We start from the raw sequence: 4,087 nt of genomic DNA, 5'->3' as shown, positions 1-4,087 counted from the left end.
CCGTTCACGGCTGCGACGAGTTCGGCAAGGATCTGGGAATTCAGCGCATTGAGCGCCTTTGGCCGGTTCAGCGTGATCAGTGCGACCTTGCCGCGCGTCTCGGCGATGATCGTCTMGTAGGCCATGGCTGCTTCTCCTCGCTAGACCCGGTCCATCTTTTTGTTTTGACGCAATTCCCTGGGGAAAGCGCTATGCGCTTTTCCCGGGGAAAACCGTTCACACTTTTCCTGGAATTGCTCTAACTCAGCTCTGACACGTCCGGCAATAGAAGGTCGAGCGTCCGCTCTGCACGATGCGCTCGATGTGGCCGCCGCAGCCGGGCTTCGGGCAAGGCTCACCTTCGCGGTCGTAGACGGCGAAGGAATGCTGGAAATAGCCCAGTGACCCGTCGGTGTGCACATAGTCGCGCAGCGACGACCCGCCAGCCGCGATGGCATCTGATATGACCGAGCGGATCGCCTCGGCCAGGCGTTCGCTTTGTTCCTTGGCCCTCTTGCCCGGCTTGGCGATGGTGCCCGCCTCGCGCAAGGGCGACAGGCCGGCACGCCAGAGCGCCTCCGAGACGTAAATATTGCCAAGTCCCGCGATCAGCTTCTGGTCGAGAAGCGCTGCCTTCAGCGGCGATCTGCGGCCTTTCAGCAACGAGGCGAGCAGCACGCCGTCCAGCGCATTGCCGGTGGGCTCGACGCCCAGTCCGGCCAGCATAGGATGCGTCTCCGGCGGCCCTTCCGCAAACAGCATGAAACCGAAGCGGCGCGGGTCGTTGAAGATCACGCGGGACCGGGCGCCGTTGGCGGCGACGACATCGAACACGACATGGTCGTGCGCCGTGCTTTTCGAACGTTCGTGGTGGAACACGCCTTGTGTCTCGCCGTCGTCGTCGGTCTCGATGCGAAAGGAGCCCGACATGCCGAGATGGCAGATCAGCACCGGGCCGTCCTGCACATGCATGGTCAGATATTTGGCTCGGCGACCGAGCGCCGTGATGGTCCTGCCGGTCAGCCGTTCCGAAAACCGTTCGGGAAAGGGAAACCGCAGATCCGGCCGTCGCGCCTCGACCTTGGTCAGACGGGCACCTTCAAGGACCGGCTGCAGGCCACGCCGGACTGTTTCGACTTCGGGCAATTCAGGCATGGCCGCCAATCATCGCATGGAAAGAAGTGCCGTGGCGGCCGGGCGCCAGCCCGAGGTGTTCTGCGACGGTCTCGCCGATATCGGCGAATGTCGTTCTCAGTCCGATGTCGCCACCTCTCAAACCGGGTCCCATGCCAATCACCGGGATGCGTTCACGCGTATGATCTGTCCCTCTCCAGGTCGGATCATTGCCGTGGTCGGCCGTCAGGATGAGAAGGTCGCCCAGCTGCAGCTTTGCGAGTGCTTCCGGCAGSCGCCGGTCGAAGGCCTCGAGCGCGGCGGCATAGCCGGCGACRTCGCGGCGATGGCCGAATTCGGTGTCGAAATCGACGAAATTGGCGAAAACGAGATCGCCGTTACCGGCATCATCCATCGCRCCSAGCGCCTYGTCGAACATSGCCATGTTGCCSGSRGCCTTGCGCACTTCCGAAATWCCGCGATGGGCAAAGATGTCGCCGATCTTGCCGACGGCGATAACGCGGCTTCCCCGCGCCGTCAGCCGGTCGAGCAAGGTCGGCTCCGGCGGCGGCACCGCGTAGTCATGGCGGTTGTAGGTTCGCTGGAAGGTGGCGGCGGTCTCGCCGACGAATGGCCGCGCGATCACGCGTCCGATCCTGAGCGGATCGACCAGCCGGCGCACCACCTGGCAGAATTCATAAAGCCGCTCCAAGCCGAAATGGACTTCATGCGCGGCGATCTGCAGGACCGAGTCGACGGAGGTGTAACAGATCGGCTTGCCGGTGCGGATGTGTTCCTCACCGAACCGTTCGATGATCTCTGTGCCCGGCGCATGGCAGTTGCCGAGAATGCCTGAAACCTCGCCCTCGCGGATCATCGCCGCGGTCAGATCAGCCGGAAAGGCGGGAACCGTATCCGGGAAATAACCCCAGTCGAACCGCACGGGCAGGGCCGCGATCTCCCAGTGTCCGGAGGGTGTGTCCTTGCCGCTCGAAACTTCCTGCGCCGCACCATGGAAGGCATTGGCGAGCAGATCCGTCCCGAAATGGGCAAAACCCAATCCTGTCGCCGTCTCGGCCGCCTTGCCAAGTCCGAGCGATGCCATGTGCGGGACAAACAGCGGCCCTTGTCGAAGCCCCTCGCGATCCGCGCGCCCTTCGGCGCAAGCTTCGGCGATGTGCGCGAGCGTGTTGGCGCCGGCGTCGCCATAGCGTTCGGCGTCGGCCGCGCCGCCGATGCCGAAGGAATCCAGGACAAAGAGAAAAGCACGCGCCATCGGGTCATTGTTGCCAGTGTGGACGCCCAGACATAGGGTTCCACGGCGGCATTGGCAATTCGGAAACCAAACGGCAACGGCTTGGCGCGATAGTGGGCATGCATCGGATAAAACGCAGGACGGTCTTGCCATGAACGCTGTGCTGAAGGCGTGCACCGCTCTCATGATCGTGCACGGCGCGCTCTGGTGTGGACCGGCGCTGGCCGACTGGCGTGATGATATCGGCACATTTCGCATCGGCATCGTCGCCGAGCCTGGCGGCGGCAACACTGTTCCGGGGCTGGCGCTGCTGACGCAATCCTTTACCAACGCGCTTGGCATGAAGGTCGAGTTCGTCGTTGCGCGCGATTATGCGGCACTGATCGAGGCGCAAGCCAACGCCCGGATCGAGTACGCCATCTATTCGGCGACGGCTTATGCCACGGCGCTGCAGCGTTGCGGATGCATCGAGCCGCTTGTGGCGCCGGTCGATTCCGACGGTGCGGCCGGCATCCGCTCCGTACTGCTGACCAGGGACGGCAAGCTGTCCGACCTGGCGGCGATGGAGACGCAACGGATCGCTATGCCGCCGCCGGACAGCGTCGGGGGCTCGCTTTTGCCGCTGGCGGAGCTGGCCGCCGAACACGTCAAGATCACTGAGGATGCCCCGTTTCTGATCCATGCCGATTCCACGTCCGCGGCCGAAACCATGCTTGTCGACGGCCAGGCTGACGCCTCGTTCGGCTGGGTGAGGGCAGCAGCCGACGGTCAGCCGCTGCTATCTGATGGCACGCAGGCAAGGCTCGAAGCAGCCGGCCTTTCGCCGTCGGCTCTCCAGGTCGTGTGGATGTCGGGCCTGCTGAGGTACGGTCCCCATGCCGTACGCACTGATCTCGACCCGGAAGCCAAGCGTCGGCTGACCGTGTTCCTGACCAACCTCAAATCGACGACGCCGGATGTTTACGATCTCCTGGAATCGAAACACTCCGGCGGCTTTCTGACCGTGGCCCCAAAGGACTATGCGACGGCGCAAGCCATCGTGCGCCTGGTGTCGACAGGTGGTGAGCAGCAGTAAAGTCTTCAGCAATCGCCGCAGGGGATCGTCAGGCTTCTGCGCGGGCGCAGATAGTAGGTCTCGCCCATCGGGATCGTCGTGGTGAGCGATTGTGTCAATCCGAGCTTTTGCTGGGTGTCCGACTGCCAGTTGATCATCGGCGAATAGCTCAGATTGCTTTCGACGCGGATGAGGAAGGTGCCGGCCACCCTGAGCGTTGTCGGAACCGTGGTGGCTGTGCCTGCGGCGGCCCCGACACTATAAACGCCACTGGCAACCTTGCGTGACCACACCACCTTCACCAGGGGCGTCGCATCGGTGGTGACCTGTATTGCCGTGATGGTGATGTTCGGCGTCGAGCGGTTGTAGGGCTGGATGGTCGAGGTGCCGATTTTCATGATGGCGTCGAGATCCGCCTTGACGATGGTCGGTTGCTGCGTGACGAGGTCGGCAACCATGCTGCCGATGCGGCTGACCTTCTTGCTGGTCTCGATGGCCTGCGAAGCCTCCATCGTCATGAAGTACATGACCAGCAGGATAGGAACGATAAGAGCGAACTCGACCGCCGCCACCCCACGGCGATTGGAGCAGAATCCGACTGCCTTGCTCCAGAGTCCTGCAATTCCCGGATGTGCCCCCGCACGCATCATGCCATTGCCTTTTTTCTTGTTGGTGCTTCCGTACTC

The 4,087-nt window shown here is 63.0% G+C and carries 4 protein-coding genes and 1 pseudogene; 1 reads left to right on the top strand and 4 read right to left on the bottom strand.

Annotated features, from left to right (window positions below; translation table 11 throughout):
* The 3 genes and pseudogenes from AC1DX0_RS32055 to AC1DX0_RS32045 all read right to left on the bottom strand — a co-directional run.
* Positions 1–125: pseudogene (locus tag AC1DX0_RS32055) on the bottom strand (enoyl-CoA hydratase); the annotation flags it as partial.
* 118 nt (positions 126–243) lie between these two features.
* The gene (gene mutM, locus AC1DX0_RS32050; RefSeq protein WP_477223006.1) at positions 244–1,134 is read right to left on the bottom strand and encodes a bifunctional DNA-formamidopyrimidine glycosylase/DNA-(apurinic or apyrimidinic site) lyase; all 891 of its coding nucleotides are present in this window, start codon (positions 1,132–1,134) and stop codon (positions 244–246) included.
* On the bottom strand, positions 1,127–2,368 hold the full coding sequence (locus AC1DX0_RS32045) for a phosphopentomutase (protein ID WP_477358421.1): 1,242 nt from the start codon (positions 2,366–2,368) through the stop codon (positions 1,127–1,129). The genes mutM and AC1DX0_RS32045 overlap by 8 nt, the downstream gene beginning before the upstream one ends.
* A gap of 130 nt (positions 2,369–2,498) precedes the next feature.
* On the opposite strand from AC1DX0_RS32045, the gene AC1DX0_RS32040 reads away from it, so the two are divergent.
* Complete coding sequence (locus AC1DX0_RS32040) at positions 2,499–3,422, top strand: phosphate/phosphite/phosphonate ABC transporter substrate-binding protein (protein WP_477223004.1); 924 nt, start codon at positions 2,499–2,501, stop codon at positions 3,420–3,422.
* Positions 3,423–3,427: 5 nt separating this feature from the next.
* On the opposite strand, the gene AC1DX0_RS32035 is transcribed toward AC1DX0_RS32040, so the two are convergent.
* Positions 3,428–4,051: a TadE/TadG family type IV pilus assembly protein gene (locus AC1DX0_RS32035; protein ID WP_477223003.1), complete on the bottom strand. Its 624-nt coding sequence runs from the start codon at positions 4,049–4,051 to the stop codon at positions 3,428–3,430.
* Between the last annotated feature and the right edge of the window lie 36 nt (positions 4,052–4,087).

It is taken from the genome of Mesorhizobium sp. P3_A9 (assembly GCF_056402975.1).
Note: the sequence above shows the minus strand (reverse complement) of the source record. Positions and strands in the feature narration are given on the sequence as shown.